Raw genomic sequence first — 26,691 nt, forward strand, 5'->3', positions numbered from 1 at the left:
CCCGCTCGCGGAGTGCGGGCCGGGCGGGGGCAAGGTGGGCAAAACCCTTTCTTGACAGGCAACTTCGGGCTCTGTTACCGCTCTGCCCTCGGGTCCCGTACCTCCGGGACTGGCGTTCATCCTGCGGCGTCGCGTCGCTAGCTTCTCGGGCGCATGCCTGGGGACCAACGGAGCGTGGATCGGATGGCGGTACCGCCCAAGACCCAGGTGTTCACGGTCATCGTGGTCTCCGACCACTCGCAGGCGATCCGCAAGTTCCGCGTCCCCCAGAAGTGGCTGAAGAAGGCGGCCTACGGCGGCGGCGCCGTCGCGCTGGTCGGGCTGCTCGCTCTCGGGCACTACCTGTCCCTCATCGGGTCATCCTCCGAGAACGCCGTCCTCAAGGAGGAGAACGCCCAGCTCCGCTCGCAGATCCTCCTGGTCCAGGAGAAGGTCGCCCACATCTCGGCCACGCTCGACCGGGTCGAGCGGTTCGACGCGAAGCTCCGCACCGCGGTGACGCAGCTCCAGGACCCCGAGCGGAACCTCGCCATCGGCCCGGTGGGCAGCGCCGAGGGCGAGCCTTCGATCCCGGGCCCCGCCCCCGCCGCCGAGGCGAGCATCGCCGCGCTGCCCGGGAAGCTGGGCTCGCTCGAGACCGAGGCCTCGCGCCAGGAGCAGAGCCTGCGCGAGCTGCAGGAGTACTTCGACGACCAGCGCTCGCTGCTCGCCTCCACGCCGTCGATCTGGCCGGCGCGCGGCTGGGTGACCTCCGACTTCGGCACCCGCATCGACCCGTACACGGCCGAGCGGAAGATGCACCAGGGCCTCGACATCGCCACCCCGCACGGCCAGCCCATCTACACGCCGTCGGACGGGACGGTGGTGTTCTCCGGGACCGAGGGCGCGTACGGCAAGGTGCTGGTCCTCGATCACGGCTACGGCGTGAAGACCCGCTACGCCCACCTCTCCGAGATCTTCGTCCGCCTGGGCGACCGCGTGAAGCGCGGCGACAAGGTGGCCGCCGTCGGCAACACCGGCCGCTCGACCGGCCCGCACCTGCACTACGAGGTGCGCGTGAACGGCATCCCGGAGAACCCGAGGAAGTTCATCCTCGAGTGATCCTGGCCCGGAGTCCGCTCGTGGTGAGCCCGTCGAACCACGAGCGGGCCGGCGCCCCGGGATCAGCGCGCCGCGCCGTGCGCGATCTCCCGCGGCACGCGCGCCGGGTCGATGCGCCCGTACCCGGCGAAGAGCTGCCCGGTCAGCGTCGCGCCGTCGCGCAGCGGCGGACGCCGATCGCGGATCGGGCTGTTGAGGCGCGTGCCGTCGGGCGCGAGCGCGACGTCCGGCCGGCCCGGGGTGAGCGCGGCCCGCACCACCGCGCGCCCGCCGCGGTGGAGGAACACCACCGTGCCGCCGCGCACGCGCTCCACCACGCCGACGTGCGTGAACCGGTCGTCGGCGCGGCCGTCGCGATCGCGATCGTAGGTGTCGTGGAAGAAGACGAGGTCGCCGGGCACCGGCCACTGGCCGCCGCCGCCGAAGGCGATCCCGTACGCGCGGACGGCCCGGTACGCGGCCGCGGCCCCGGAGGTCTCGCGCGGCGAGGCGAGCGCCATGAGCCGGCGCAGCGGGATCCCCTCGGCCTGGTAGACGGCCTGCACGAACCCGGAGCAGTCCGGGTTGAAGCGCTCCCCGCCCGCCCGGAACGCGCCGCGCTCGCCGGCGAGCGACGCCGCCCGCGCGGCCAGGCGCTCGCCGAGCTCGCCCTCGCCGCCGGAGGTCTCCGGCCGGCCGAGCCGGGCCGGGCCGGCGCACGCGGCGAGCGCGAGCGCCGCGAGCGCGAGCGGAGCGAGGCGGGCCACGCTGCCACTGTAGAGGGCCCCCTCCGGCTGTCAAAACGACGGCCAACCATGCGTGGGGCCTCCCATTTGATTTCGTCTGGCGCGGCGTTACCTAAGCAGGTAGCCTCGGCGGCCCCTGGAGCCCGGGTCCGGCGTGACCTCGCGCCAGGGAAGAGGCGCCCGCTCGACGGAACGCGTCGGAGCGGGCGCCTGTTTCGTCAGGGGGACAGGTGCGCGCCCCCGCACGCGGGGACCGGGCCAACCGGAGATTCGAGCAGATCATGTTCAACTACGTCCTGAAGAAGGTCCTCGGCACCAAGAACGAGCGCGAGCTGAAGCGCCTCCGGCCGCTCGTGGCGCGGGTCGCCGAGCTCGAGCCGCGCATGAAGGCGCTCCGGGACGAGGACTTCCCGCGGCTGGTCGCCGAGTGGAAGCAGCAGGTCCGCGAGAAGGGGCGCACGCTCGACGACGTCATGCCGGAGGCGTTCGCGCTGGTGCGCGAGGCGGGCGTCCGCGCGCTCGGGATGCGCCACTTCGACGTGCAGCTCATCGGCGGCGCGGTGCTCCACTCCGGGAAGATCGCCGAGATGAAGACCGGCGAGGGCAAGACGCTGGTCGCGACGCTGCCCTGCGTGCTGAACGCGCTCTCCGGGCGCGGCGTGCACGTCGTGACCGTGAACGACTACCTGGCCCGGCGCGACGCCGAGTGGATGGGCCGGCTGTACCGGTTCTGCGGGCTCAGCACCGGCGTCATCGTCCACGGCCTCACCGACCGCGAGCGCCAGCAGGCCTACGGCTCGGACATCACCTACGGCCAGAACAACGAGTTCGGCTTCGACTACCTGCGCGACAACATGAAGTTCCGCCTCCAGGACTACGTCCAGGGCGAGCTGAACTTCGCCATCGTGGACGAGGTGGACTCGATCCTCATCGACGAGGCGCGCACGCCGCTCATCATCTCCGGCCCGTCGGACGAGTCGTCCGAGCTGTACGCGCGGGTGAACGCGGTCATCCCCTCGATGATCCGCGACCAGGACTTCACGGTGGACGAGAAGAGCCGCACCATCGTGATGACCGACGCGGGCGTGGAGAAGATGGAGAAGAAGCTCTCCGTCCAGAACCTCTACGCGCCCGAGGAGATCGAGACCCTCCACCACGTCGAGCAGGCCCTCCGCGCCCACCACATCTACCGGAACGAGGTGGACTACGTGGTGAAGGAGGGCGAGGTCCTCATCGTGGACGAGTTCACCGGCCGCCTCATGCCGGGCCGGCGCTGGTCGGACGGCCTGCACCAGGCCGTCGAGGCGAAGGAGGGCGTGAAGATCGAGGCGGAGAACCAGACCCTCGCCACCATCTCCTTCCAGAACTACTTCCGCATGTACTCGAAGCTCGCGGGCATGACCGGCACCGCGGACACCGAGGCGGAGGAGTTCGCCAAGACCTACAACATCGACGTCGTCGTCATCCCGACGAACCAGAAGAACGTCCGCAAGGACGCCGAGGACGTCGTCTACAAGACCGAGGGCGAGAAGTTCGACGCGCTCTGCACCGAGATCGAGCAGCGCCACGGCACCGGGCAGCCGGTGCTGGTCGGCACCGTCTCGGTGGCCAAGAGCGAGGTGGTCTCCGCGCTGCTGAAGCGGCGCGGCGTCCCCCACTCCGTCCTGAACGCCAAGCACCACCAGCGCGAGGCCGAGATCGTCGCGCAGGCCGGCCGCAAGGGCGCGGTGACCATCTCCACCAACATGGCCGGCCGCGGCACCGACATCATCCTCGGCGGCAACGCCGAGATGATGGCGAAGCACGAGGTGGGCCCGGAGCCGGACGCGCCCATGGAGGGCGAGGAGGAGCAGGCGTTCCTCGAGCGCAAGGCCGACTGGGCGAAGCGCCTCGAGCAGGCGCTCGAGAAGCTGAAGGCGCAGACCGCCGCCGAGCACGAGGAGGTCGTGAAGCTGGGCGGCCTGCACATCGTCGGCACCGAGCGCCACGAGTCCCGCCGCATCGACAACCAGCTCCGCGGCCGCGCCGGCCGCCAGGGCGACCCCGGCTCCTCGATCTTCTACCTGTCCCTCGAGGACGAGCTCATGCGCATCTTCGGGTCCGACCGGATCCAGGGGCTCATGGGCCGCATGGGCATGAAGGACGGCGAGCAGATCGAGCACCCCTGGCTCACCAAGGCCATCGAGGGCGCGCAGAAGAAGGTCGAGGCGCACAACTTCGACATCCGCAAGAACCTGCTCGAGTACGACGACGTCATGAACCAGCAGCGCCGGTCGATCTACCGGCTGCGCCGCATGGTGCTGGGCTTCGGCGCCGGCGTGCCGGTGGTCGAGTACGAGGAGGACCCCAAGACCAGGAAGAAGACCCGGCACGAGCAGGTGTTCACCTGGGCCGACGCGGGCGAGCACATGCTCGACCTCGTCGAGGACCTGGTGGTCGAGATGGTGGGCGCGAGCTGCCCGAGCCGCGTCGCCGACTGGGACCTCGAGGGCCTGTCGGCAAACATCCGCGAGCAGTTCGGCGTGGAGATGAAGTTCACGCCGCCGGTCGGCCGCCCGCAGGAGGCGCGCCGCGCGCTCGAGGAGCAGGTCTTCAACGTGGTGGAGAAGCTGTACCGGGCCAAGGAGGAGGAGCTCGGGAAGGACCCCGAGGGCATCCCGGTGCTGCGCCGCTGGGAGCAGTACCTGTACCTCCAGGCCATCGACCAGCAGTGGAAGGACCACCTGCTCTCGATGGACCACTTGCGCCAGGGAATCGGCCTGCGCGGCTACGGCCAGAAGGATCCGAAGCAGGAGTACAAGAAGGAGGGCTACGAGATGTTCGTGCAGATGACCTGGCGCGTGAAGAGCGCGGTCATCGGCAACCTCCTCCGCCTGCAGCTCGTCCGCCAGGAGACCGCCGAGGAGCTCGAGGCGAAGCGCCTGGCCATGCAGCGCAAGGCGCTCCAGCGGATCACCGCCAGCCACGCCGAGTCCGCCGGCGACGGCGACGCGAAGCCCGCGCCGAAGCAGGAGACCGTGGTGCGCCAGCACCCGAAGGTCGGCCGCAACGACCCCTGCCCGTGCGGCTCGGGCAAGAAGTACAAGAAGTGCCACGGCGCGACCGAGGCCGCGGTCTAGGGGCGGGCCCTTCGACTCCGGCCGGGCCGCCGGCCCGGCCTACGCTCAGGGTGAGCGCAGGCGACCTCCGCTCACCCTGAGCATGGGCCCGCTCACCCTGAGCGTAGGCGATTGCCCGCTCACCCTGACCCTAGACGATTCCGCCCGCTCACCCTGAGCGTAGGCGACCCCGGCCGCTCACCCTGGGCGTAGGCGATCCCGGCCGCTCACCCTGAGCGTAGGCGATCCCGGCCGCTCACCCTGAGCGTAGGCGAGCCGCAGGCTCGCCGAAGTCGAAGGGCGGAGTCGAAGGGCGAAGTCGAAGGGCGAAGTCCAAGGGCGGAGTCGAAGGGCGGAGTCGAGCGTTCCTAGAACGCCTCCAGCACGAGCACGTACAGCTCGACGCCCAGCCGGCTCGCCGCGACGTCCACCCGGATGTTCGCGCCGTCCTCGGTGAGCCGCCACCGCAGGCCGGCGCCGCCGGAGGCCTTCACCGACTGCAGCGTGAGCGCGCGCAGCGAGGGCGCCACGTCGCCCACCGCCGCGAACGCGGCCGCGCCGAGGCGGCCCACCACCGGCGTGCGGAGCTCCGCCTGCGTGACCCAGTCCACGCGGTCGCGGTAGCGCCCCTCGCGGATCCCGCGCAGGAACCGGGTGCTGCCGAGCTTCGGCAGCAGGGTGAAGGGCGGATCGCCGTGCGCGCCCTCGGCGTAGGCGTGCAGGCCGAGCACGCGGCGGTGGCCGAGCGGCACGAAGTGGCGCGCCTCCGCCACGCCGCGGCCGAAGGTGGCGTGCCGCCGCCCCAGCGCCGCCGGCGCGTACACGTACCAGGCCTGCAGCACCGTCCCGCGCATCGGCCAGAACGTGCTGTCGCGCGTGTCGTAGGTGGCGCTCGCGCCGGCCGAGGCGGCGGTGTAGCCGTCCCAGCCCGCCACCGTGCCGCGCGCCAGCAGGCCGCCCGGCTCGCGGTCCTGGATCTCCTCGGCGCGCAGGTCCACCCGCGGTCCGATGCGGAGGTTCGGCAGCACCGGCAGCTCGGCGGTGACGACCGCCTCGGCGCCGCGGCGGGTGAACTTCTCGCGGTCCTCGGCGGTGGTGTGGGGCCCGATCCCGTAGAAGACGTCCGGGAAGTGGACCACGCGCGTGCGGCCGCTCAGCAGCATGCCGTTCGGCAGGTAGATCTCGCCGGCGACGTCCACCGAGCCCTGCCGCTCCAGCGTGTAGACCGCGCCCACGAACACGCTCGACGGCCGCGGCGCGCCGCGGAGGTCGAGGTGCAGGCCGCCGGTGGCGCCGAAGCCGAGCCGCGTCTCCGGCAGCCAGAACAGGACCGGCAGCGCGAACCAGCGGTTGCCGTGGCGCTCCGCCTCCGCGGCGGCCACGTGGCCCTCCGGGTGCGCGGCGGTCTCGGCGGTGCGCTCCCCCGGCTCGGCGGCGGGCGGCGGGGTGTCGGACGCGCTCGCGGCGGCGGCCCCCGCCGTCACAGCGGCGGCGGCCGGGGCGGGGCCGGGCGCAGGGGCGGGAGGCGGGGCCGCGGCGGCGTGGACGGCGGCGGAGAGCAGCAGCAGGACGGTCGCGGGGCGGGCGGCGAGGCGCATCGGCCGCGAGAGGCTACCACCGGCGCCGCCCGGGCGCCGCGTTCTCCGGCGCGGATGTGTCACCTTCGCCGTGGCACCTCGGCGGTCCCTCCGATGGTAGAAGCTGCACCGGTGGTCGGTTCCTCGATGCGGCCCCGCAGGGGCCCCGCAGGGTGAGCGATGCAAGTGCCCGAGCCGTTCGACCTCGTCCTCACCGTCCGGAGCCACGGCTGGTACGACCTGCCGCCGTGGCGCTGGGACGAGGCGCGCCGCGTGCTCGGGCGCCCCCTGCGGCTGTCCAGCGCACGCGTCGCGTACACCGAGGTGGCCGAGGGGGAGCCCGGCCGGCTGGCGTTCCGCGCGTTCGCGCAGGGAAGGCTCGGCGCCGCCGAGGCGCGCGAGGCGCGCGCGCTGCTCGGCGCCTGCCTCGCGCTCGACGAGGACCTCGGGCCCTTCCAGTCGCTCGCGGCGGAGCTCGAGCGCCGGCGCGCCGCCGGGAAGGGCCGGGACCTGCCCGACCTCCGCTGGGCGCTCGCGCGCGGCGCGGGCCGGCTGCTCCGGTCACCGACCGTGTACGAGGACGCGGTGAAGACGCTGTGCACGACGAACTGCTCGTGGGCGCTCACCCGCTCCATGGTGACGCGGCTCTGCGAGGCGCTCGGCGAGCCCGGGCCGCTCGGCACCCGCACGTTCCCCACGCCCGAGGCGATGGCCGCGCGCACCGAGCGCTTCTACCGGGACGAGATCCGCGCCGGCTACCGCGCGTCGTACCTGCTGGCCCTCGCCCGCGGCGCGGCGGACGGGACGCTCGACCTCGAGGGCCTGCGGCGCTCCCCGCTCGACACCGACGCGCTCGGCCGCCGGATCTCGGAGCTGAAGGGGTTCGGCCCGTACGCGACCGAGCACCTGCTCCGCCTGCTCGGCCGCCACGACCACCTCGCGCTCGACTCGTGGACGCGCCCCAAGCTCGCACGCCTCCGGGGGAAACGCCGGCCCCCCGCCGATCGCACGCTGCGCCGCTGGTTCGCGCCCTACGGGCGGTGGGCCGGGCTGGCCATGTGGCTGGAGGTGACCGCCGACTGGCACGGGGACGCGCCGGGCTGGCCCTGACCCGCGCCCGCGCGGGATGCCGCCGGCGCGGCACGGCCCGGCCGGGGAAATGGTAGAAGATCGGACTCGACCGGAGGCGACATGAAGGCAGCGTTCGTGCTGGTGAAGTGCGAGCTGGGCCGCATCGAGGAGGTGGCGAACGCGCTCATGGAGATCGAGGGCGTGTCCGAGGTCCACTCCGTCACCGGCACCTGGGACCTGCTGGTGAAGCTGTACGCCCCCGAGTACGACGCCTTCGGAGATCTCATCCCCGACCAGGTCCAGAAGGTGGCCGGCGTCCGCGACACCGAGACGCTGCTCGCCTTCCGCGCGTTCAAGCCGCTCGCCTGACGCGCACGCGCACCGCCTGCATCGCCGACACGAGGAGACGAGCAGCCATGGCCTTCCGCATCCGCCAGCCGGTCCGCCACCCCGACGTCGATCGCGCCGGGATCGTGTACTTCCCGCGCTTCTACGACTTCTTCCACCGCGCGCTGGAGGACTTCTTCACCGCCGAGGTCGGCATCCCGTTCTGGGATCTCGGCGACCAGCTCAAGGTCGCGCTGCCGGTGGTGCGCATCGAGACCGACTTCGAGAAGCCGCTGCAGCACGGCGACGCGGTGACGATCCAGCTCACCACGCTGCACATCGGCGCGCACTCGATCTCGATCCGCTACGACGTCTTCCGGCCGAACGAGGCCGACGCCGCCGCCAGCTCGACGATCGTGCTCTGCTGCATCGAGGTGCCCGCCTGGAAGAAGGCGCCCATCCCGCCGGAGATCCGCGCGGCGTTCGAGAAGCACCGGGTGTAGGGGCGCCGGCGCGCGCTCGCCGCACGGCCGAGGATCCGCCCTGTCCTGCCGTGGCGGCGCTTCCCCGAAGCCGCGGGGACGGGCGCTCGCCCGGCGCGCCCCGCGTCCCGCTCGAGCATGTCACAGGCCGTCCCCCTGATCCGTCTCCCAGGCAGAACGAGATCAGGAGGAGACCGCACATGCTGAAGTGGTTGATCCGGAAGCAACTGTCGGCGTTCGAGAAGCAGTACGACTACGACGCGGGCTACGTCCGCGAGCTGCTGGACACCGACTTCAAGGCGTTCCGCATGTTCATGCGTGCGGCCAAGCTCGGGTACTACAGGCGCGACGTCCCGGAGGCGGTGCACTTCTGCGTCGGGATCGTCGTCACGGCGAGCGAGGACTGCGGGCCGTGCACGCAGCTCGGCGTCACGATGGCGCTCGAGCGCGGCGTGCCGGCGGACGTGCTCCAGGCGGTGCTCTCGAACGACCTGGCGCGGATGCCGGAGGACGTGCGGCTGGGCGTTCGCTACGCGCGCGCGGTGCTCGCGCACGCGCCGGAGGCGGACGGGTTGCGCGAGGAGATCGTGGGGCGCTGGGGCCCGCGCGCGCTCATCGCGCTGGCGTTCGCGATCAACGCGGGCCGGCTCTACCCGACGCTGAAGTACGCGATGGGCCACGGCAAGGCCTGCCAGCGCGTGCACGTGGGCGACCTGCCGGTGGTGGTGGCGGTGGCGCGGGGGGCGGCGGCTTGACCGACGCGGCCAGGGACTTCGAGCCGCACCGGGCGGACCTGGTGCAGGTGGCCTACCGGATGCTCGGCTCGGTGGCCGAGGCGGAGGACGTGGTCCAGGACGCGTTCCTGCGCTGGAACGGCGCGGCGCGCGACGGGGTCGAGTCGCCGCGCGCGTTCCTCATCCGCACGGTCACGCGGCTCTGCCTGGACCGCCTGAGCTCCGCGCGCGCGCGGCGGGAGGAGTACGTCGGGACGTGGCTGCCGGAGCCGCTGGTCGAGCCGGAGGGCACGGGGCTGGCGCACGATCTCTCGGTGGCGCTGCTCGTCACCTTGCAGCGCCTCTCGCCGCTCGAGCGCGCGGCGTTCCTGCTCCACGACGTGTTCGACATGGAGTTCGCGGACGTCGCGGGCGTGCTGGAGCGCTCCGAGGCCGCGGTCCGCCAGCTCGCGTCGCGCGCGCGGGGGCACGTGCGCGACGCGAGGCCGCGCTTCCGCGCGTCCGACGAGGAGGCGCGGCGGCTCGCCGACGCGTTCCAGGCGGCGCTGACCAGCGGCGACGTCGGCACGCTCTCGCGGCTGCTCGCGGAGGACGCGGTGTTCTACGCGGACGGCGGTGGCAAGCGCGCGGCGGTGCTCCAGCCGATCGAGGGCCGGGCCGCCATCGTGCAGTTCCTCGAGAAGATCGTGAAGCACCCCGCGTTCCCGGGCGCGAAGGCCTACGAGCGCGCCTGGATCAACGGCATGCCGGGGTTCGTGGTGCACGGCCCCGAGGGCGTCGAGACGCTGGCGATCGAGATCGGCGACGGGCTGGTGGTGGGGATCTACGCCGTCCGCAACCCGGACAAGCTCCGCCACCTCTCGTAGGCGAGCCTGCGGGCTCGCACGAGTCTCACGACCTGCCCGCGTCGGCTCGGGCGGGGCGCCGCGGCGGGCCGCGCGCGACGCCCCGCCGGATCACGAGACGGCGCCGGCGTCCTCGGCGTGCGTGCGCGGCGTGTCGAACAGGGCGACGCAGGACTGGCACGTCACCTGGCGCGGATGCTTGGTGGATCGGCGATCCGGACCGTGCTCCCCGCACGCGATGGCGTGCGTGCGGGTGTCGTAGAAGTGGACGAGCGAGGCTGGGGTCTGCGACTGGGCGTCCATGGGCTCCCTCCAGGGCCGGCTTGTCGGGAGCGGCGTGCTCCGGCGCAGGCTGCGGTCGCCCTTCAATCTAGACACGGGCCGGTCGGCAGGCGGGGCGGTGCCCCCGCGCGGCTCCGCGGGCGGGGGGCGACCCATGCACGGCTCGCGGGCGGCGGGCAGGCGTGAATCGCGAAAGGAGCTCGCGAGCTCGCGGCCGGCCATCCTGGCGCGGGTGGGGGGACCGGCCGGACCGGGCGCCTGCTGCGCGCCGCCACGCTCCCGCGCGCTCCTTCTGGGTTCACGGTGAGTGTCAGACGCGCGTGCGAGGGTGGACGCATGGACGCCGCTCCTCGCGCCGGCCTCGGGGCCGCCGACCTGACGGGCACCGCCGAGGCGGCGCACGCGCTCCTGCCGCTCCGCGAGCTGCCTCCGTACAGCCGGGCGGAGCTGGACCGCTGGTTCCGGGGTGGCGAGCCGGAGGCGGACGCGTGCGAGCGGATCCTGGCGTGGGCGGCGCGGGGGCGCGGCGCGATCGACGTCGCGATCGCCGAGGGGCTGGCGGCGCTCCGCCGCGGCGAGCGGCTCGCGGCGCTGGGCTTCCACCTCGACGACTACGCGCGCGAGGTCCTCGGGATCGGCAAGCGCGCGGCGGCGGGCCTGGCGCGGCTCGGGGAAGGGCTCGCCACGCGCCCGCGCCTGCGGGAGGCGATGCGTTCGGGGCGGGTGGGCCTCCGCGCGGCGGAGACGGTGCTGGACGCGGCGACCGGCGACGCGGAGGCGTTCTGGGTGGAGCGCGCGGCCGGGCAGACGGTGCGGGAGCTGGAGGACGGGGTCCGGCGGGCGGGCGGCGCCACCGGACGGGAGGACGAGGACGAGGCGTGGGTGACGCTGCGCACGCAGCTGCCGGAGGCCGAGCGGCTCGTGGTCGATGCCGCGCTCGAGGCGGCGGGCCGGAACATGCCGGGCTCGACCCGGGCCGAGCGGCTGGAGGCGCTGGCGCAGGAGTACCTGGCGGAGTTCTCGACGGACGGCGATCACGACGGGGCCCGCCCGCTGGGGCCGGAGTTCCGGCCGGCGCTGGCGGGCGAGCGCGCGCGGCGCGCGGCGCTCGAATCGGAGCCGGAACGCTGGCCGCTGCTCCCGCCGATCGAGTCCTGGCCGGCGCCGGAGGTGCGCTTCGCCGACGGCGCGACCGCGCAGGAGATCGACCGGACGCTGCGCGAGCTCGCGGCGGCGCGCGCCACGCTGGAGGACGTCATCGGCGCCTGCGCGTACGCGATCCGCCGGAGCGGCATGCACCTGCGCCTGGGGTTCGCCACGTTCCGCCACTACGTGGAGGAGCGGCTGCGCCTGCCGCCGCGCGCGGTGGAGCAGCGGGCGGAGCACGAGGAGCGGCTGGCGCGGTCCGCGGGGCTCCGCGAGGCGCGCCGGCAGGGGGTCTCGTACGAGCGGCGGCGGATCCTGGCCCGGCTCCCGGAGGAGGAGATCGCGCCGTGGATCCCGCGGGCGAAGGCGCTGACCTGCGTGGCGCTCCGGCGTGCGGTCGAGGGCGAGCGGGAGTGGCAGCTGCGTGCGCAGCGGAAGGTCTCGGTCCCGCTGCCCCGCCGGGTGGGCGTGCTCCTCGCGGCTGCGTTCGAGACGGTCCGGAAGCGGGTGGGGCGCCTCGTGCCGGCCGGATCGTGCCTCGCCATCCTCGGCGCGCACTTCCTGGGGCAGTGGGGGGACGTGCTGAAGCGCTCGCCGAGCCGCTCGGAGCGCGCGCGCGCGCGCGACCTGGGCTGGTGCCAGGTCCCGGGCTGCAGCCACCGCGCGGCCCACGCGCACCACGTGCTGTTCCGGTCGCACGGCGGCGGGGACGAGGCGGAGAACCAGGTGGCGCTCTGCGCGTTCCACCACCTCCGCTGCGTCCACGGCGGCTACCTGACCGTCTTCGGGCGCGCGCCGGATGGCCTCACGTGGCTGCTGAACGGGGCGCCGTTCACGGGGATGGGCGCGTAGGGGCGCGACCGCGAGCGGCGGCGCTCACGGGCGCTCGGCGCCGCTCACCGCCGCCAGTCGCCGTCGCGGTCGTGGCGGTCGTCGTCGCCCTCGCCGATCCGGATCTCCTTCGCGTGGATCTCCGCGGCGTCGATCCAGTCGGCGTTGACCTCCTTCGCGTAGATCACGTCGGCCTCGAGCTCGTCGGCCTCGATGCGTCCGCCGCCGTGCTTGCGCATGCCGCGCTTCCACTGGTCGTCGCGCACCATGCGGCCGATCCGACCCTCGTACGCGCGGACCTCCTTCGCGTAGATGACGCGGGCGCGGACGTACCCGGCGTTCAGCTCCTTCACGCGCACCACGTTCGCGGGGGCGTGGCGCGGCGGCGGCGGGGGCGGGGCGGGCCGGTACTCGGGCGGCGGAGGAGGCGGGGCGGGGCGGTACGGCGGGGGCGGCGGAGGGGGCGGCGCGGCGGCCTCCACGGGCTGCCAGTTCCGGTAGCGGCCCGGCGCGAGCGTCACGAGCACGCGCGGCACGATGCGCGGCTCGACCATCACGAACGCGGCGCGCGGCGACTGCGCGCGGTACCAGCCGTCCTCGCGGCGCAGCCAGTACCAGCCGCCCTGGTGGAACACCTCGTCCTGGTACTCGGGCACCACCTGGACGCCGGGCTGGATCACCACCAGGCGCGGGGAGATGGGCAGGTCGATGCGGAGCTGGGCGTGGACCTGCGCGCGGGCCGGCTGCGGGAGCAGGGGCAGCGCGAGGACGAGCGCCAGGACGAGGCGGGAGGGGGTCATGGCGGCGCACTGTAGCCGCGTCCCGCGTTCGCGGGAACGGGGCGGGCGGGGCCGTGCTTCACGGCGGGTGCCGAGAGGTGCGCGCGTGGCGGCGCGGGTGCGAGCGCGGCCGCCGTCGCGGCCTGCTCCCCGGCGCCGGGCCTACGCCGCGGCGCCCTCGACCACGAGCTTGCCGACGTGGTCGCCGGCCCGCAGCGCGGCGATGGCCTCGTTCGCGCGCTCGAAGGGATAGGTCCGCGCGATGGCGGGGCGGAGCCGGTGCAGCGCCACCAGCCGGTTGAGCGCCTCGAACATCTCGCGGCTGCCCACGCTGATCGCCTGGATGCGCGCGCGCCGCAGGAGGCTCGGGACCACCTCGAGCCGCGCGGTCGCCCCGCCGAGCAGGCCCACCAGGCTGACCTGCCCGCCCCAGCGCAGCGCGTTCACCGACCGGCGCAGATCTCCGCCCGCCACGTCCACCACCACGTCCGCGCCGGTCCCGCCGGTCAGCGCGAGGACCCGCTCGTCCCAGGCCGGCTCGACCCCGGTGTCGATCCCGTCGTGCGCGCCGAGCGCGCGGGCGCGCTCCAGCTTCGCGGCGCTGCGCGACGTGATGATGACCCGTGCGCCGGCGACCCGGGCGAGCTGGATCGCGAACGCCGCCACGCCCCCGGTGCCCTGCACGACCACCACGCTGCCCGGCCCCACCTGCGCCTCGGTGAACAGCGCCTGCCAGGCGGTCACGCCGGCGATGGGGAGCGTGGACGCCTCGGCGAAGGTGAGGTGCTCGGGGTAGCGCACCACGCCCTCGGCGTCGGCGAGGGCGTACTCGGCGAGCACGCCCTCGCGCGGGCCTCCCAGCGTGGAGGCGTGCAGCGCCGCCGGGTCGGGGCGGCCGGAGATCCAGGCCTGCTGGAACGTGAGCGCCACGCGATCGCCCGGGCGCACCCGGGTGACGCCCTCGCCCACCGCCGCCACCTCGCCGGCCGCGTCCGAGCCGGGGGTGAGCGGCAGCGGCTGCGCGGGGAAGTAGAACCCCTCCACCACCCCGAGGTCGCGGGAGTTGAGCGAGGCGGCGCGCACGCGCACCAGCACCTCGCCCGCCCGCGGCCGCGGCGTCTCGCGCTCCGCCACCCGGAGCGCGTCCAGCCCGAACTTCCCGTCGATGATCCACGCCTTCATGTCGTCTCCCGGTTCCGTCGCGGCGACCCAGCGCCGCGCGGCAGGGAGCATGCGATCCGTGCCGGCGGCGCGCGACGGCAGGCGTGGGAAGGGCACTCGTGCTGGATCCGCACGAATCATGCTCTCGCTCGCCGCGATCCAGCTCTTCGCCGCCACCGTGGAGGCGGGCAGCTTCGCCGCGGCCGCCCGCCGCCTGCGCGTCACGCCGTCGGCGGTGAGCCGCCGCGTGGCGCAGCTGGAGCGTGCGTTGGGTGCGCCGCTGCTCGCGCGCACCACCCGCGCGCTCTCGCTCACCGACGACGGGCGCGCCTTCCACGACCGCTGCCTGCGGATCCTGGAGGAGCTGCGCGAGGCGCAGGACGCCATCGCGCGGAGCGCCGGCCGGCCGTCGGGGCTGCTCCGCGTGGACGCGCCGGTGGGGCTCGGTCGCGCGCTCCTCGCGCCGACCCTGCCGCGGCTGCTGGACCGGCACCCCGACCTGCGCATCGCGCTCACGCTCCGGAATGCGTTCATCGATCCGGTGGCGGAGGGGATCGACGTGACGGTGCGCATGGGGCGGCTGTCCGACTCGACGCTGATCGCCCGGCGGCTGGGCGAGCGCCGGATCCTGGTGTGCGCCGCGCCCGCGTACCTGCGCCGCCACGGCTCGCCGCGCACGCCGCACGAGCTCGCCCGCCACGCCTGCCTGGGCTACCTGCGCGACGGGCGGCCGGATCCGTACCGCTTCGTGGCCGGGGAGGGGACGCACGACGTGGAGGTGGACGGGCCGTTCCACTCCGACGACGCCGAGGCGCTGCGCGAGGCGGCCGTCGCCGGGAAGGGCATCGTCGCGCTGTTCGACTTCGTGGTGGCGGACGCGCTCGCGAGCGGCAAGCTGGTGCAGGTGCTGGAGGACCACCCGCTCGCGCCGTTCCCGGTGCACGCGCTGTACGCGCCGAACCGCCACCTGCTGCCGAAGGTCCGCGTGCTCCTCGATCACCTCTCCGAGGTGCTCGAAGGCAGGCGGCCGCGCGCCGGCCGGCGCCCGGCCGCGGGCTGACGCTCAGCCCCGCCCGTCCGGGCGGGGCGCTGCGATCGCGTCCTCGGCGGTCCCGGGCCCGGCTCCCGGGGCCGGCGCGGGCGTCGGGGAGGCGGGCCTCTTGCCGAGCTCGCGCCGGTACATGTTCAGCACCGTCACCAGGAACGTCACCACGAGCGGCCCGAGGATGAGCCCGATGCCGCCGAACGCGGCCAGGCCGCCGAGCAGCGCGAAGAACACCACGCCGCCGTGCAGCTCCATCCCGCCCTTGAGCAGGTAGGGGCGCGCCACGTTGTCCACGAGCGACACCACCGCCGCGCCCCAGATCGCGAGGAAGATCCCGGACACGGTGTGGCCGGTGGCGAACTGCAGCGCCGCGACCGCCAGCACCATGGCGGTCGCGCCCACCGCGGGGATGAGCGCCACCACCAGGGTGAGGACCGCCAGGAAGATCGGGTTGGGCGCGCGCGCGATGAGGTACCCGGCGAGCGCGGTCACGGTCTGGATCCCGGCGGTCGCGGCGGTCGCGGCCACGACCGACAGCGTGGTGCGCCGGAAGTCCTCCACCAGCGTCCGGAACTGACCCGCCCGCAGCGGCACGCGCGCGTCCACCCAGGCGATGAGCCGCTGCCCGTCCGTCAGGAAGAAGAACAGCGCGATGAGCATCAACACCGTCTGCAGCACGAACGTGCCGGTGGCGGCGAGCACCCCCCCGACCGCCGCGGCGGCCTGCCCGCCCTGCTCGCCGGCGAGCTGCTGGAGCTGGCGCTGCGGATCGCCGAGCGCGGTGACGGCGCGGTGGGCGAGATCCTCGATCGGCCCGGGCAGGCGGCTCACCAGTCCCCACACCCCCTCGCTCTGGAGCGCGCTGCGCAGCCACTGGATCCCGTCCACCGCCTCGCGGATCAGCACCGCGCCGAGCGCGGCGACCGGGACGACCCCCGCGAGCAGCACGCCCACCGTGAGCAGCCCGGCCGCGAGCGAGCGCCGCCCGCGCAGCCGCCCCGAGAGCCACTCCATCCAGCGTCGCAGCGCGGCGGTGAGCACGGCCGCGAGGAAGAACGCCACCCAGAACGGCTTCACCATCCAGCCGGCGAGGAGCAGCGCCAGCACCAGCAAGGCGAGGAGCAGCCGGCGGGCGTGCAGGTCGCTGTCGGGCGTGGCGGTCACCGGCTCCCCCTGGGCGCTCAGAAGTTCGCGAACACGTGCTGCGGGGGGATGCCGGCGCCGGCGAGGACCCGGCGCACGTCGTCCACCATGGCGGTCATCCCGCTCACGAACGCGACGGTCTCCTCCGGCGGCGTGCCGCCGAACGCGAGGGCGCGCGCCACCTCCTGCACCCGGCCGCGCACGCCGGGCCAGGCGTCGTCCTCGCCGGACGGGCAGAGCACGAGCCGCACGCCGCCGCGCTCCCAGGCGAGGTGCTCGGCGCGGTACGCGAACTCGGCGCCGTGGCGCTGGCCGTAGAACAGCGTCACCCGGCGGAACGCGTCGCGGTGCGCGAGCACGTGCTGCACCACCGCGCGGATCGGGGCGATGCCGGAGCCGGCCGCGAACAGGAGCACGTCGCGCCCGGCGGCCTCCTCGACCGGGAACCCCTTCCCGAACGGCTCGGTGATGGCGAGCGTCGCGCCGGGCGCGGCCGCGACGATGGCGGCGTCGGCCACCTTGCCGCCGCGCTTCACCAGCAGGTCCACCACCGCGTCGGGCGACGGCGCGCTCGCCAGCGCGAAGAAGCCCTCGCCGGCGGCCGTCCGGACCTTCACCACCTGTCCGGGCGCGCGGTGGGCGCGCGCCAGCGCGGGGGGCAGCGACAGGCGGATGCCGCGGAACGGCGCCGTCTCGTCCCAGGCGGCGAGGACGGACACGTCGGTGTAGAGGGTCGGGCCGAGCATTCGCGCGAAACCTATCACCGAAGCGGCGTCACGGCGCGCTCCGCCGCGCCCGCTCGGCCGGGGCGTGCGGCCAGCCGGCCGCGCCCGCCGCAGGGAGGTCCGCGCGCCGCAGGCAGCCCTGCCGCAGCGCTGCGAGCGGGTAGAACGTGCCGCGCCACACCACGCCCCCGCGCCACGCGGCCGCGGCGGCGCTGGCGAGCAGCACCGCCCCGAGCAGCACGGTGCAGGGCGGCATGAGCAGCCCCTCGGCGCCGCCCCCGCCCGCCACCCGCCGGGCGGTCACGCCGAGCACCGCGGCGGACAGCGCGAGGGCGAGCGCGCCGAGCGCGCGGGCCAGGCCGGCGGGCGCGGCGAGCGCGAGGGCGAGCGGCGCCGCGCCGAGGAACATCGCCCACAGCGCCACCCCGAGCGCGCGGGCCACCCGGTACTCCGCGCCGGCGAACGCGTTCTTCACCAGCCCCAGCACGGACCGGACGAAGCCGTGCTGCCAGCGGACCGACACGAGCGCCCCGCCGTTCACGAGCCCCTGCGGCACGCCGCTGCGGCGCAGCAGCAGCCCGAGCTTCACGTCGTCCACCACCTCGAGGCGCAGCCGCGCGTGCCCGCCCACCGCGTCGTAGGCGTCGCGCCGGACCAGGTTGAACGCGCCCACCCCGGCGAACCCGCGCGTCCCGGCGCGCGGCAGCTCCCACACCCGGAACGCCCCGGCCGCGAACGCCGCGAACGCCGCCACGAACGCGCGCTCCAGCGTCCCGGGGGCGACGAAGCGCGGCGCGGCGGCGAGGTGGCCGAGCCCGAGCGCCTCGGCGTGGCCGACCGCGCGGCGCAGCGCCCCCGGCCCGAACACGACGTCGCCGTCGGTGAACAGCAGCCACTCGCCCCGCGCGCGCCGCGCCCCGGCGGCGCAGGCGTGGTTCTTCCCCAGCCAGCCGGCGGGCAGCTCGCGCACGTGCACCACCGAGAGGCGGGGCTCGGCCGCGGCGACCCGGTCGAGGATCGCGCCGGTCGCGTCGCCGGAGCGGTCGTCCACCGCCACCACCTCCAGGCCGGGCAGGTCCTGCGCCAGCAGCGACCGCACCGCCCGCTCCACGTGCGGGGCCTCGTCGCGGCACGGGACCACCACCGACACCCGCGGCACCTCGCGCGGCAGGGGGAGGTCCTCGAGCCGGGCCAGCGCGCGATCGCTGCGCAGGCCGCTCCACGCCACCCGCGCCCACCCCGCGAGCGCCAGCGCCGCGAGCGCGACGGCGAGCGCGCTCACGCGGCCGGCCCGCCGTCCGGGGCCGGCGCCTGCGGCGCGCGCGACCGGGCCCGCGCCGCGGCGGCGGGGAGATCGTCGAGGTCGAGGAGCCACCCGTCCCGCGCCGCCACGGTGGGCACCCCGGTGCGCCGCGAGATCTCGAGCGCCGCGGCGTCGGCCTTGCGCGGCGGGAGCTGCATGCCGAGGTGCGTGAGCACCGCGAGGCGCGGCCGCACGGCCGCCACGAGCCGCTCCGCGTCGTCCGCGCCGAGGTGCAGGTAGCGGCGGTCGCCGCCCTGCAGGCGGGTGGTGTTCACCAGCAGGAGATCGACCCCCGCGTACGCCTCCGGCAGCGCGTCCATCCAGAACGTGTCCACCACGTGGCCGGCGCGGAGGCCGGGCGCGGTGAGCAGGTACCCGTAGGTCTCGACCCCGTGGTCGTGCGCGACGGGCGTCTCGAGCGTCACCCCGGGCGCGAGCGCGTGGCGCGCGCCGGGCGCGAGCACGCCGACGCGCGCCGGGAACGCCTGCGCGTATCGGAACACCACAGGCTCGGTCTCGAGCGCGTCGCGGGGCGCGAGCAGGGTCCCGCGCGGCGAGAACCCGCCGCGCGTCATGGCCTCCACCACCGCGGTGGCGTCGCCCGCGTGATCGAGGTGCCGGTGCGTGATCACCAGCGCGTCCACCTTGGCGGGGTCGATCTTCGGCCGCGAGGAGAGCGCGCGGACCAGCGCGCCGGGGCCGGGATCGACCCAGATCGTGGCGCCGCCGAGCGACCAGACCAGCCCGCCGGAGTGGCGGAGCTGGGTGGACACGGCGAAGCGCGCGCCGGCGGTGCCGAGGAACTTGAGCGTGCGGTGCGCGGGCGCGGTCACGGTCACGCCGCGATCATAAGCGCGGCGGACGGGACGGGCACGCGCCGCCGCGTTCACGCTCAGAACGTGAGCAGCGAGTGGACCTTGGCGTGGCCGAGCTGGCGCGCGCCGTTCAGGAAGGAGAGCTCCGCCAGGAACGAGTACCCGAGCAGCTCCGCGCCCTGCCGGGCCACCAGCCGCCCCGCCGCGCCGGCGGTGCCGCCGGTGGCGAGCACGTCGTCCACCACCAGCACCCGGTCGCCGGGCCCGATGGCGTCGATGTGCAGCTCCAGCGCGCCCTCGCCGTACTCCAGCGCGTAGACCTCGCGGATGGTCTCCCAGGGCAGCTTCCCCGGCTTGCGCACGATGGTGAAGCCGGCGCCGAGCGCGTAGGCGATGGGCGCCGCGAAGATGAAGCCGCGCGACTCGATCCCGATCACCTTGTCCACGCGCTCGCCCTTCCAGCGCCCGACGAAGGCGTCGATCACCTCGCGGAACGTGTGCGGATCCGAGAGGACCGGCGTGATGTCCTTGAAGACGATCCCCTTCTTCGGGAAGTCGGGAACGTCGCGGATCCTGGCGCGGACGGCGTCCATCATGGGGGCGCACCTTACCACGGGATCCGCGCCGACTTCAGGGCAGGAAGAGCAGCGGGTTGCGCGGCCGCGTCCCCTCCCGCACCTCGAAGTGCAGGTGCGGGCCGGTGGTCCGGCCGGTCTGGCCCACGCGCGCGATGGGCTGGCCGCGGCCGACCCGCGCGCCCTCCTTCACCAGCACCTCGGAGTTGTGCGCGTAGAGCGTCACCAGCCCGCCGTCGTGGCGCAGGATCACCACCGCGCCGTAGCCGGCCTGCTCGCCGGCGTAGATGACGCTGCCGTCCGCCGCGGCCAGCACCGGCGTCCCCTCCGGCGCCGCGATGTCGATGCCGTCGTGCCGCTGGCCGGCGCGGACGCCGTAGCGCCCGTACAGCACGCCCTTGAGCGGCCAGCCGAGGCGCGACGGGGCGCCCTGGCGGACGACCGGCGGCCCGTCGTCGGGCTCGCGCGGCGGCGCCGCCACGAGATCGGCGCGGCCCGCGGCGGGGGCGCGTGCGGCCGGGACCGCCGGCGCGGCCGACGCGACGGCCGGCGACGGCCTCGACGCCCCGGGCGACGGCGCGGGGCCGGCCGGCATCGGGCCGGGATACGGCGTCACCTCGGCGGGCGCGCTCGCGCCGGGCACGAACAGCTCGGTCCCGACCGCCACGTTGCGCGGGTCGGCGATGCCGTTCGTCTCCATCAGGTCGGCGGGGTCGATGCCGTAGGCGCGGGCGATCCGGTACAGCGTCTCGCCCCGCCGCACCACGTGGACGATCCCGGCCAGCGCCGGCTCGTCGTGGCCGGCCGGCGCCTGGAGCGGGATGGGCAAGGGCCGGGCAGCGGGCTGCGAGGGGCGGATCACCGGCGGCTTCGCGGGGCAGCCGGGGAGGAGCGCGAGCGCCGCGGCGGCGAGGGCCGCCCGGCGGATCACGGGGCCGGCTCCTTCTCGTAGCCGGGCACGGTCCAGCTCCGCAGCTCCTGGAACATCGGGTCGTGCGTGCCGTCGAGGTGGAGCGGCGTCACCGCCGCGAGCCGCTCCAGCAGCACCGCGTTGCAGTCGGAGCCGGGGATGTCCTCGTTGTGGACGCGCCCCTCGCCGCCGATCCAGTAGTACTTGCGGCCGCGCGGATCGGTCTTCTCCACCACCTCGTTGCCGTAGGTGCGCCGGCCGAGCCGCGTGAAGCGGTAGCCGCGCACCGGGCCGGGCGGGACGTTCACGTTGAGGAGCACGGGCGCGGGCGGCGGCCGCGCCACCACCTGCCGGGCGAGCGCCGCGGCGAACCGGGCCGCCTCGCCGAAGTCGTGCGGCGGCGGCGCGGCGAGCGACACCGCGACGGCGTTCACGCCGAGCAGCGCGCCCTCCATCGCCGCGGCCACCGTGCCGGAGTACAGCACGTCGTTGCCGAGGTTCGGGCCGTGGTTGACGCCCGAGACCACCACGTCCGGGCGGGCGTCGCGCAGCACCAGGTTGAGCCCCATGTACACGGCGTCGGTGGGCGTGCCGTCCACCGCGTACCAGCGCGGCGCGACCTCCAGCAGCCGGAGCGGCCGGTGCAGCGAGATGGCGTGCGAGGAGGCGGACTGCTCGCGATCCGGCGCCACCACCCAGACCTCGTCGCCGTGGAACGCCTCGGCGAGGGCCCTCAGGCCGGCCGCGTGGACGCCGTCGTCGTTGGAGAGCAGGACCCGCACGCGCGAGAATCTACCACCATCCCCGCGCGCCGCCAGGCGACGCGCGCCGCGATCTCCGCGGCGTCCGTCTGCGCGCGCGCGCGATCAGCCGAGGCGGTCGAGCTCCGCGGCGATCGCGGCGGCGAGGGCGCGCGCGGCGCTCACGGTGCGCGGCTCGACCTGCGCGAGCGCGCGGCGCACCGCGTGCTCCACCGTGCCGCCCTTCAGCGCGTTCAGCTCGCGCCCGCGCCGCGTGAGCCGCAGCAGCGCGCGCCGCGCGTCGCCCGGGTCGGCCACGCGCTCGAGCAGCCCGCGCCCGGCGAGCCGCTTCAGCACGCCGGTGAGCGTGCTCGGGTGCAGGTGCAGGATCGCGGCGAGCTCGCCCGCCGAGATCCCCGGGTAGCGGCCGACGATCCGGATCACGAGCCGCTGCGGACCGGTCACGCCGTGCCGCGCCTCCATCCGCTTCGACGCGGACTGCAGCGCGTGGTCCATGGTCCAGAGCGCGCCCATGAACTCGAGCACCGGCCCGAGCTCGGCTCCGTCCGCCCGGTCCCGCTGCGCGGGCTCGCGCCCCACCGCGCCGTTCCTCTGCGGCTTCCCACCCATGGCGCCAGTGTGTCCCGGCCGGGGCGTTCGTCCAAGCCCAAACCGCGCAGCGATGACTCTTTTGCGGTAGTCGCACCGGGCTCCATGTCGCCTTGTAGTCCTCGGATGGGTGGTGTCGAATGCGACGGCTGGGTGCTCGTCGGGGGACGCACCATGAGCCATCGGGAGTCAGCGCAGCCGCCGGCGCCGGACGCGTGGGAGTCCGAGCACGCTGCCCGCCAGGCTGCCGAGGCGGCCGCGGCGCGGATCGGGCGCCTGCAGGCGGTGACGGCGGCCCTGTCGGGCGCTCGCACGCCCGACGAGGTGGCGGACGTCGCGCTGCGGGAGGGCATCGCGGCGCTGGGCGGCTCCCACGGCTTCCTGCTCGTCCCGGGGAGCGGCGGCCTGCTCGACGTGCTCCGGTCGGCCGGCGTTCCAGAGCCGGTCGCGCACGCGGCGGGCAGGCTCGACCGCACCCCGGCCACCGACGCGTGGCGGCGGGGAGAGCCGGTGCTGCTGGCGAACGAGGCCGAGCTGGCCGCGCGCTATCCGCTGGTTGCCGAGCTGCGCAGGCAGGTCATGGCGCCGGGCGGCGCGCTCGCGGCGCTGCCGCTCCGCGTGCGCGACCGCGTGATCGGCGTGCTCGCGGTCTCGTTCGAGGCCGAGCAGACGTTCACGCCGGAGGCGCGCGCGTTCGCCGAGTCGCTCGCGAGCCAGGCGGCGCAGGCGCTCGACCGCGCCCGGCTGCTGCTCGCGGAGCGCGTGGCCCGCGCCGCGGCGGTGGCGGCGCAGCAACGGCTCGCGTTCCTCGACGCGCTCGCGGCGCTCCTCGCCGACCGGCTGGACGAGGCCGAGCTGCTGGACGGCGTGGTCCGGACCGCCGTGCCGGCGCTGTGCGAGTTCGCGGCGGTGCTGCTGCCGGGGCCCGGAGGCGCGCTCGAGCCGGTGGCGCAGGCGGACGCGGCGGGGCTGGGCGCGCAGGCGCTGGCGCTCGTGGAGGAGCGGCAGGGTGGGCTCGAGGCCGCGCTGTCCGGCGGCGCGCCGCTCGTGGTCGGGCCGCGCGACGGGGACGCCCGGCCGATGACGGTGGCGGCCGCGGGCCTGTCGGTGCAGGGCCGGAGCCTGGGCGCGCTCGTCGCGGCCAGCGCGGATCCCACCCGCTGTCGCGGGCCCGGCGACCTGGCGCTGCTCGCCGACGTGGCGCGGCGCACCGCGCTGGCGCTCGCGCACGCGCGGCTGTTCCGGGAGGTGCAGCGGGGGGCCGAGGCGCGGGAGGAGTTCCTGCACGTCGCCTCGCACGAGCTGCGCGGCCCGCTCGGCAACCTGCGCCTGGCGGTGGACCTGCTGGCGCGCGACGTGCGCGCGGAGCGGGGGAGCGCGCTCGACGGCCGCCTGCGCAAGGTGGCGCGGCAGGCCGAGCGGCTGGCGCGCCTGTCCGACCTCCTCCTCGACGTGTCGCGCATCTCCACCGGCCGCATCCAGCTCCAGCCCGAGCCGGCCGACCTCGCCCAGCTCGCGCGCGACGCGGTGGCGCGGGCGGCCGACGAGGCGGAGGAGGCGGACTGCCCGGTGGTGCTGGACGCGCCGGCGCCGGTGCCGTGCACCGTGGACGTCCAGCGGCTCGACCAGGTGATCACGAACCTGCTCTCGAACGCCATGAAGTACGGGCGGGGCGGCGAGGTGCGGGTGGTGGTGCGGGCGGGCGAGGGGCGGGCGGTGCTGGAGGTCGCCGACCAGGGGATCGGCATCGCGCCCGAGCACCACGCCCGCATCTTCGAGCGCTTCGAGCGCGCCGCCCCGGCCCGCCAGTACCCCGGCCTCGGGCTCGGGCTGTGGATCGTGCGCAAGCTGGTGGACGCGCACGGCGGCAGCGTGCGCCTGGACAGCGCCCCGTCCCGGGGCGCCACCTTCACGGTCGAGCTGCCCATCGACCGCGGCTGACGGCGCCACCCGCCGCCGGCAGGGAGGAGGCCGCGTGCCGCTCGCCATCGACTCGACCGCGTTCGCCCCGGGGGCCGAGATCCCCGCGCGCCACACCTGCGAGGGCGAGGACGTCTCGCCCGCGCTCCGCTTCTCCGGCGTGCCCGCCGCGGCCCGCGCGCTGGCGCTCGTGGTGGACGACCCCGACGCGCCGGATCCGGCCGCGCCGCGCACCGAGTGGTCGCACTGGATCCTGTACGACCTGCCGCCGTCCACCGCCGGCCTGGCGGAGGGCCTCGCGCCCGCGGCGCTGCCGCCGGGGACGCGCGAGGGGCTGAACGACTGGAAGCGCACCGGCTACGGCGGGCCCTGCCCGCCCATCGGCCGGCACCGCTACTTCTTCACGCTCTACGCGCTCGACGCGCCGCTCGGCGACCTGGGCCGCCCCACCCGCGCGCGCGTGCTCGAGGCGCTCCGCGGGCACGTGCTCGAGCAGGCCCAGCTCATGGGCACCTACCAGAAGCGAGGCCGCTGATCGCTACGTCCGCGCCCGGCCCAGCTCGTCCACCACCGCGGCGTGCTCCTCGCGCAGCCACTCGTCGGTGCGCAGCCGGACCGCGTCCTCGTGCGTGCCGCCGCGCATGACGATCCAGGGCTGCTGGGCGAGCGCCGCGTCCACGTAGATGGGCAGGCCGAACACGCCGAGCGGCGGCTCCGCGCCGGCCTCGCACGGCTCGAAGCGGCGCGCGAACGCGGCCTCCGGGACGAACCCTGCCTGCGCCGCGCCGCTCGCGGCCCGCAGCACGTCGAGGTCCACCACGCGGTCCGCGCCCACCACCGCCAGCACCAGGGCGCCGTCGAGGCTCACCACCACCGTCTTCGCCACCCGCGTGCCGCTCACGTGCTCCGCGGCCGCGAGGCGCTGCGCCGCCACCGTGCGCAGGTGGGTGGTGTGCGCGCAGCCGGGGTGGTGCGCGCGCAGGTACCGGTCGATGCGCTCGGGGATCATGGCGCCCTCCTCTTCGTACGCGCTGACCCATATCCACCCCGCAGCCCCGGCGGGAGGCGCCCAGGTGGAACCCCACCCGCGGGCCAGGCGCCCGGCCGCGGTGCGACATCTCGCCGCGCCGCGGCGCCGGGATGCGCTACAGTCCGGCGGTGCCCCCGCCCGCCGATCCCGCCGGCGCGTTCGCGCCCGTGCTGCTGGTCCTCGCGGCCGTGCTCGCCGCGGCGGTGAGCGCCGGCGTCCGGACCGCCGGCGCGCGCGCGTTCGCCCAGCGCGCCGCGGGCGGCGCCGCGGGTGCGGCGGGGGCGATCGCGCTCGCGCTCGCGGCGCAGGCCCTCGTCCCGCGCACCTCCGGCGACGCGCTGGTCGGGCTGTACCTGCTGCTCATCGGCCCGGGCCTGTCGGCGCTGGTGGCGGGCGGCGTGCTCGGGGTCGAGGTGCTGACCCGGCGCGGCGTCTCGGTGTTCGGCCTGGCGCGCACCGCGGCCGCGGCCTCCCTCTCGGCGCTCGCCTGGCTGCTCGGCTTCCCGATGCTGTTCGGCCGGCCGGCGTGGGTGGTGGCGGTCGGCTGGGGCCTCGCGCTCGCCGCGGTGGTGGCCGTCTCCGCGGCCGCGCACGGGCTGGGGGGCCGGCGGCGGGCCGGCGCGGCCCGCGCGCCCGGCGGGCAGGGCTAGCCGATCCCCATCACCCGGTACGCCCAGCGGAACGCCTCGGGCGGCACGATCGTCTGCCAGAACCCGGTCGCCGCGGCGATCGCCCAGAACCCGACCATCACCCCGAGCGTCAGCGCCGGCACGAGCCAGGGGGAGAGCGTCCGCGCGCCCTTCCGCGTGACGCCGAGGCAGTCGCGCGTGGTGCAGGCCGCGACGCACGACATGCAGCCGGTGCACTCGGTGGAGAGCACGCGGAGCTTGGCGTGGACCTGGATCTCGTTGGGGCAGGCGCGGGTGCAGGCGCGGCAGTCGTTGCAGGCCTCCGGGTCGCGGCGCACCGACACCGGCGAGAACCAGCTCACCACGCCGAGGAGCGCGCCGTACGGGCACAGGTACCGGCACCAGAAGTGCTTCACCACCAGCGAGAGCGCCGCGAGGACGCCGACCACCGTGAGGAACGTGGTCGAGGGGTGGAGCAGCAGCTCCAGCATCTTCGCGTCGGCGACCACGTTGTAGGGCGCCTGCATGAAGCCCTCGATCGCGGCGAGCGGCATCTGCACGAACACCGTCCAGACGAAGAAGCCGAGCAGGAGGTACTTCAGCGAGGCGAGCGGCAGGTCCAGCCAGCGGGGCACCGCCGGCCAGCCCCGGCGCCACAGGAGCTTGCGGCCGAGCCACCAGAACGCGCGCGAGATCGTGCCCACCGGGCAGACCCAGGAGCAGAACGCCTTGCGCGCCACGAACGCGGTGGTCAGCGCCGCGAGCAGGATGGTGAGGCCGGCCGGGTGGATCTCGTCCCAGTAGCGCGTGAGCAGGAAGCGCTTCAGCGAGACGAGCGCGGCGATCGGCAGGAACGCCTCGACCGACGGCGGGCGCGCCACGTCGATGGGCCCGCCGCCCCGGACCGCGTCGTAGAACCGCATGAACTGCCAGCCGACCAGCAGCAGGAACGCCAGGTAAGCGAGCTGCACCGCCCAGCGGACCCGGGGCAGCGCGCGCCAGGGGTTGGTCCAGCGGGCGCCGCGCTCGGGGGCGGGCGGGGGCGGGGTCGGGAGCGCGGAGGGGAGGACGTCGAGCTTCGGGTTCAC

General features: G+C 75.5%; 27 protein-coding genes. 12 read left to right on the forward strand and 15 right to left on the reverse strand.

From position 1 onward, the window contains the following. Window positions 1-183 precede the first annotated feature (183 nt). Window positions 184-1,101 (forward strand): M23 family metallopeptidase, encoded by a 918-nt coding sequence (locus ADEH_RS03765; RefSeq protein ID WP_011419792.1) that lies wholly within the window; start codon window positions 184-186, stop codon window positions 1,099-1,101. Window positions 1,102-1,163: 62 nt separating this feature from the next. Here ADEH_RS03765 and ADEH_RS03770 read toward each other — a convergent pair whose 3' ends face one another. Continuing rightward, entirely contained in the window at window positions 1,164-1,847 is a 684-nt protein-coding gene (locus ADEH_RS03770) for an NlpC/P60 family protein (RefSeq protein WP_011419793.1), read from the reverse strand. A gap of 260 nt (window positions 1,848-2,107) precedes the next feature. Here ADEH_RS03770 and secA point away from each other — a divergent pair, with 260 nt between their 5' ends. Then, complete coding sequence (secA, locus tag ADEH_RS03775) at window positions 2,108-4,945, forward strand: preprotein translocase subunit SecA (RefSeq protein ID WP_198133811.1); 2,838 nt, start codon at window positions 2,108-2,110, stop codon at window positions 4,943-4,945. A gap of 347 nt (window positions 4,946-5,292) precedes the next feature. On the opposite strand, the gene ADEH_RS03780 is transcribed toward secA, so the two are convergent. Continuing rightward, window positions 5,293-6,522 (reverse strand): BamA/TamA family outer membrane protein, encoded by a 1,230-nt coding sequence (locus ADEH_RS03780; protein WP_041453306.1) that lies wholly within the window; start codon window positions 6,520-6,522, stop codon window positions 5,293-5,295. A 159-nt stretch (window positions 6,523-6,681) separates the two neighbouring features. On the opposite strand from ADEH_RS03780, the gene ADEH_RS03785 reads away from it, so the two are divergent. The 5 genes from ADEH_RS03785 to ADEH_RS03805 all read left to right on the forward strand — a co-directional run bounded on the left by ADEH_RS03785 (window position 6,682) and on the right by ADEH_RS03805 (window position 9,981). Beyond that, window positions 6,682-7,611 carry a DNA-3-methyladenine glycosylase family protein gene (locus ADEH_RS03785; RefSeq protein WP_011419796.1) on the forward strand — a complete coding sequence of 310 codons (930 nt, stop codon included), beginning with the start codon at window positions 6,682-6,684 and terminating at the stop codon, window positions 7,609-7,611. Between the two features lie 81 nt (window positions 7,612-7,692). Beyond that, window positions 7,693-7,941: an Lrp/AsnC ligand binding domain-containing protein gene (locus tag ADEH_RS03790; RefSeq protein ID WP_011419797.1), complete on the forward strand. Its 249-nt coding sequence runs from the start codon at window positions 7,693-7,695 to the stop codon at window positions 7,939-7,941. 47 nt (window positions 7,942-7,988) lie between these two features. Further along, window positions 7,989-8,402, forward strand: coding sequence for an acyl-CoA thioesterase (locus ADEH_RS03795; RefSeq protein ID WP_011419798.1), 414 nt, complete (start codon window positions 7,989-7,991; stop codon window positions 8,400-8,402). A gap of 179 nt (window positions 8,403-8,581) precedes the next feature. Continuing rightward, complete coding sequence (locus tag ADEH_RS03800; RefSeq protein ID WP_011419799.1) at window positions 8,582-9,136, forward strand: hypothetical protein; 555 nt, start codon at window positions 8,582-8,584, stop codon at window positions 9,134-9,136. After that, complete coding sequence (locus ADEH_RS03805) at window positions 9,133-9,981, forward strand: sigma-70 family RNA polymerase sigma factor (protein ID WP_011419800.1); 849 nt, start codon at window positions 9,133-9,135, stop codon at window positions 9,979-9,981. Before ADEH_RS03800 ends, ADEH_RS03805 begins: the two co-directional genes overlap by 4 nt. A 90-nt stretch (window positions 9,982-10,071) precedes the next feature. On the opposite strand, the gene ADEH_RS03810 is transcribed toward ADEH_RS03805, so the two are convergent. Next, entirely contained in the window at window positions 10,072-10,263 is a 192-nt protein-coding gene (locus tag ADEH_RS03810; RefSeq protein ID WP_041453307.1) for a hypothetical protein, read from the reverse strand. A 315-nt stretch (window positions 10,264-10,578) separates the two neighbouring features. Between ADEH_RS03810 and ADEH_RS03815 the strand changes: the two genes are divergently transcribed. Next, complete coding sequence (locus ADEH_RS03815; protein ID WP_011419801.1) at window positions 10,579-12,240, forward strand: HNH endonuclease signature motif containing protein; 1,662 nt, start codon at window positions 10,579-10,581, stop codon at window positions 12,238-12,240. Window positions 12,241-12,284: 44 nt separating this feature from the next. On the opposite strand, the gene ADEH_RS03820 is transcribed toward ADEH_RS03815, so the two are convergent. Further along, window positions 12,285-13,019: a hypothetical protein gene (locus tag ADEH_RS03820; protein ID WP_011419802.1), complete on the reverse strand. Its 735-nt coding sequence runs from the start codon at window positions 13,017-13,019 to the stop codon at window positions 12,285-12,287. Between the two features lie 141 nt (window positions 13,020-13,160). After that, window positions 13,161-14,180, reverse strand: coding sequence for a zinc-dependent alcohol dehydrogenase family protein (locus ADEH_RS03825; protein ID WP_011419803.1), 1,020 nt, complete (start codon window positions 14,178-14,180; stop codon window positions 13,161-13,163). A 118-nt stretch (window positions 14,181-14,298) separates the two neighbouring features. Here ADEH_RS03825 and ADEH_RS03830 point away from each other — a divergent pair, with 118 nt between their 5' ends. After that, window positions 14,299-15,219, forward strand: a complete 921-nt coding sequence (locus ADEH_RS03830; RefSeq protein WP_011419804.1) for a LysR family transcriptional regulator — start codon at window positions 14,299-14,301, stop codon at window positions 15,217-15,219. A 3-nt stretch (window positions 15,220-15,222) separates the two neighbouring features. Here the strand turns inward: ADEH_RS03830 and ADEH_RS03835 are convergent, their stop codons facing one another. The 8 genes from ADEH_RS03835 to ADEH_RS03870 all read right to left on the reverse strand — a co-directional run bounded on the left by ADEH_RS03835 (window position 15,223) and on the right by ADEH_RS03870 (window position 22,045). After that, the gene (locus tag ADEH_RS03835) at window positions 15,223-16,368 is read right to left on the reverse strand and encodes an AI-2E family transporter (RefSeq protein WP_011419805.1); all 1,146 of its coding nucleotides are present in this window, start codon (window positions 16,366-16,368) and stop codon (window positions 15,223-15,225) included. Between the two features lie 17 nt (window positions 16,369-16,385). Beyond that, window positions 16,386-17,093 (reverse strand): oxidoreductase, encoded by a 708-nt coding sequence (locus tag ADEH_RS03840; RefSeq protein ID WP_011419806.1) that lies wholly within the window; start codon window positions 17,091-17,093, stop codon window positions 16,386-16,388. 28 nt (window positions 17,094-17,121) lie between these two features. Beyond that, entirely contained in the window at window positions 17,122-18,354 is a 1,233-nt protein-coding gene (locus tag ADEH_RS03845; protein WP_011419807.1) for a glycosyltransferase, read from the reverse strand. Beyond that, window positions 18,351-19,214, reverse strand: a complete 864-nt coding sequence (locus ADEH_RS03850; protein WP_232287420.1) for an MBL fold metallo-hydrolase — start codon at window positions 19,212-19,214, stop codon at window positions 18,351-18,353. Before ADEH_RS03850 ends, ADEH_RS03845 begins: the two co-directional genes overlap by 4 nt. Window positions 19,215-19,267: 53 nt before the next feature. Beyond that, entirely contained in the window at window positions 19,268-19,786 is a 519-nt protein-coding gene (locus ADEH_RS03855; RefSeq protein WP_011419809.1) for an adenine phosphoribosyltransferase, read from the reverse strand. A gap of 34 nt (window positions 19,787-19,820) precedes the next feature. Continuing rightward, window positions 19,821-20,696 (reverse strand): LysM peptidoglycan-binding domain-containing M23 family metallopeptidase, encoded by an 876-nt coding sequence (locus ADEH_RS03860; RefSeq protein ID WP_011419810.1) that lies wholly within the window; start codon window positions 20,694-20,696, stop codon window positions 19,821-19,823. Further along, the gene (surE, locus tag ADEH_RS03865; RefSeq protein ID WP_011419811.1) at window positions 20,693-21,457 is read right to left on the reverse strand and encodes a 5'/3'-nucleotidase SurE; all 765 of its coding nucleotides are present in this window, start codon (window positions 21,455-21,457) and stop codon (window positions 20,693-20,695) included. Before surE ends, ADEH_RS03860 begins: the two co-directional genes overlap by 4 nt. An 84-nt stretch (window positions 21,458-21,541) precedes the next feature. After that, entirely contained in the window at window positions 21,542-22,045 is a 504-nt protein-coding gene (locus ADEH_RS03870; protein WP_011419812.1) for a MarR family winged helix-turn-helix transcriptional regulator, read from the reverse strand. Window positions 22,046-22,198: 153 nt separating this feature from the next. Between ADEH_RS03870 and ADEH_RS03875 the strand changes: the two genes are divergently transcribed. After that, window positions 22,199-23,965 (forward strand): sensor histidine kinase, encoded by a 1,767-nt coding sequence (locus ADEH_RS03875; RefSeq protein WP_011419813.1) that lies wholly within the window; start codon window positions 22,199-22,201, stop codon window positions 23,963-23,965. A gap of 34 nt (window positions 23,966-23,999) precedes the next feature. Next, window positions 24,000-24,479 (forward strand): YbhB/YbcL family Raf kinase inhibitor-like protein, encoded by a 480-nt coding sequence (locus ADEH_RS03880; protein ID WP_011419814.1) that lies wholly within the window; start codon window positions 24,000-24,002, stop codon window positions 24,477-24,479. A 3-nt stretch (window positions 24,480-24,482) separates the two neighbouring features. Here ADEH_RS03880 and ADEH_RS03885 read toward each other — a convergent pair whose 3' ends face one another. Next, window positions 24,483-24,953 (reverse strand): aminoacyl-tRNA deacylase, encoded by a 471-nt coding sequence (locus tag ADEH_RS03885; protein ID WP_011419815.1) that lies wholly within the window; start codon window positions 24,951-24,953, stop codon window positions 24,483-24,485. A gap of 149 nt (window positions 24,954-25,102) precedes the next feature. Here ADEH_RS03885 and ADEH_RS03890 point away from each other — a divergent pair, with 149 nt between their 5' ends. Next, window positions 25,103-25,624 carry a hypothetical protein gene (locus tag ADEH_RS03890; protein WP_232287421.1) on the forward strand — a complete coding sequence of 174 codons (522 nt, stop codon included), beginning with the start codon at window positions 25,103-25,105 and terminating at the stop codon, window positions 25,622-25,624. Here the strand turns inward: ADEH_RS03890 and ADEH_RS03895 are convergent. Beyond that, window positions 25,621-26,691 (reverse strand): 4Fe-4S binding protein, encoded by a 1,071-nt coding sequence (locus ADEH_RS03895; RefSeq protein WP_011419817.1) that lies wholly within the window; start codon window positions 26,689-26,691, stop codon window positions 25,621-25,623. The two genes, ADEH_RS03890 and ADEH_RS03895, sit on opposite strands and share 4 nt — an antisense overlap.

The organism is Anaeromyxobacter dehalogenans 2CP-C (assembly GCF_000013385.1).
Classification (GTDB): domain Bacteria; phylum Myxococcota; class Myxococcia; order Myxococcales; family Anaeromyxobacteraceae; genus Anaeromyxobacter; species Anaeromyxobacter dehalogenans_B.

Bases quoted from the DNA above. Each gene is read 5' to 3' on its own strand.
- ADEH_RS03765 (WP_011419792.1), top strand. From the start codon at position 184: ATGGCGGTACCGCCCAAGACCCAGGTGTTCACGGTCATCGTGGTCTCC.
- ADEH_RS03855 (WP_011419809.1), bottom strand. From the start codon at position 19,786: ATGATGGACGCCGTCCGCGCCAGGATCCGCGACGTTCCCGACTTCCCG.
- ADEH_RS03830 (WP_011419804.1), top strand. From the start codon at position 14,299: ATGCTCTCGCTCGCCGCGATCCAGCTCTTCGCCGCCACCGTGGAGGCG.
- ADEH_RS03885 (WP_011419815.1), bottom strand. From the start codon at position 24,953: ATGATCCCCGAGCGCATCGACCGGTACCTGCGCGCGCACCACCCCGGC.
- ADEH_RS03800 (WP_011419799.1), top strand. From the start codon at position 8,582: ATGCTGAAGTGGTTGATCCGGAAGCAACTGTCGGCGTTCGAGAAGCAG.
- ADEH_RS03820 (WP_011419802.1), bottom strand. From the start codon at position 13,019: ATGACCCCCTCCCGCCTCGTCCTGGCGCTCGTCCTCGCGCTGCCCCTG.
- ADEH_RS03870 (WP_011419812.1), bottom strand. From the start codon at position 22,045: ATGGGTGGGAAGCCGCAGAGGAACGGCGCGGTGGGGCGCGAGCCCGCG.
- ADEH_RS03840 (WP_011419806.1), bottom strand. From the start codon at position 17,093: ATGCTCGGCCCGACCCTCTACACCGACGTGTCCGTCCTCGCCGCCTGG.
- ADEH_RS03825 (WP_011419803.1), bottom strand. From the start codon at position 14,180: ATGAAGGCGTGGATCATCGACGGGAAGTTCGGGCTGGACGCGCTCCGG.
- ADEH_RS03790 (WP_011419797.1), top strand. From the start codon at position 7,693: ATGAAGGCAGCGTTCGTGCTGGTGAAGTGCGAGCTGGGCCGCATCGAG.
- ADEH_RS03795 (WP_011419798.1), top strand. From the start codon at position 7,989: ATGGCCTTCCGCATCCGCCAGCCGGTCCGCCACCCCGACGTCGATCGC.
- ADEH_RS03815 (WP_011419801.1), top strand. From the start codon at position 10,579: ATGGACGCCGCTCCTCGCGCCGGCCTCGGGGCCGCCGACCTGACGGGC.
- ADEH_RS03810 (WP_041453307.1), bottom strand. From the start codon at position 10,263: ATGGACGCCCAGTCGCAGACCCCAGCCTCGCTCGTCCACTTCTACGAC.
- ADEH_RS03875 (WP_011419813.1), top strand. From the start codon at position 22,199: ATGAGCCATCGGGAGTCAGCGCAGCCGCCGGCGCCGGACGCGTGGGAG.
- ADEH_RS03785 (WP_011419796.1), top strand. From the start codon at position 6,682: ATGCAAGTGCCCGAGCCGTTCGACCTCGTCCTCACCGTCCGGAGCCAC.
- secA (WP_198133811.1), top strand. From the start codon at position 2,108: ATGTTCAACTACGTCCTGAAGAAGGTCCTCGGCACCAAGAACGAGCGC.
- ADEH_RS03780 (WP_041453306.1), bottom strand. From the start codon at position 6,522: ATGCGCCTCGCCGCCCGCCCCGCGACCGTCCTGCTGCTGCTCTCCGCC.